Source organism: Vibrio sp. 1249-1 (assembly GCF_033340495.1).
This window is the reverse complement of sequence record NZ_JAWOWJ010000379.1, coordinates 1-796: the sequence shown is the minus strand read 5'-3', so window position 1 is coordinate 796 and position 796 is coordinate 1. Positions and strand designations below refer to the sequence as shown.

Genomic DNA, 796 nt, shown 5'->3' with positions numbered 1-796 from the left:
TGCACAAACTTGGCGGTGAAGCGTGGTCGAAAGCACGTCGAAAAGCAGCTGAGAAAGTACGCGATGTTGCAGCAGAGCTACTTGATGTATACGCGAAGCGTGAGCTAAAACCGGGCTTTAAATTTGCCTTGGATCGTGGCCAATACGCGACCTTCAAGGCAACATTCCCGTTTGAAGAAACCGATGATCAAGCCATGGCAATCAACGCGGTACTTTCCGATATGTGCCAAGCAAAAGCCATGGATCGCTTGGTGTGTGGTGACGTTGGCTTTGGTAAAACAGAAGTTGCCATGCGTGCGGCCTTTGTTGCTACGGACAACAGCAAACAAGTTGCCGTACTCGTGCCAACAACCCTGCTTGCTCAGCAGCATTTTGAAAACTTCCGTGACCGCTTCGCGAACTTGCCAATCCGAGTCGAGGTGCTTTCTCGCTTCAAATCAGCCAAAGAGCAAAAAGTGATTTTGCAAGATGTTGCCGATGGCAAAGTTGATATCGTCGTCGGTACGCACAAATTGCTCTCCAGCGACATCAAATTCAAAGATTTGGGTTTGTTGATTGTCGACGAAGAGCATCGCTTCGGTGTTCGTCAAAAAGAGAAAGTCAAAGCGATGCGCGCCGATGTGGACATTCTTACCCTAACGGCAACGCCGATTCCTCGTACGCTGAACATGGCAATGAGTGGTATGCGTGATTTGTCGATCATCGCCACACCACCAGCACGCCGTTTAGCTATCAAGACATTTGTTCGTGAACGTGAAGAGTCCGTGGTGCGAGAAGCCGTACTGCGTGAAATCAT

Annotated in this window: 1 protein-coding gene; it reads left to right on the top strand. The window is 49.5% G+C overall.

Annotated features, from left to right (window positions below; all coding sequences use genetic code 11):
- Positions 1 to 796, top strand: a 796-nt coding sequence (locus R7Z50_RS26490) for a DEAD/DEAH box helicase (RefSeq protein WP_318149613.1), incomplete at both ends; no start/stop codon positions are given.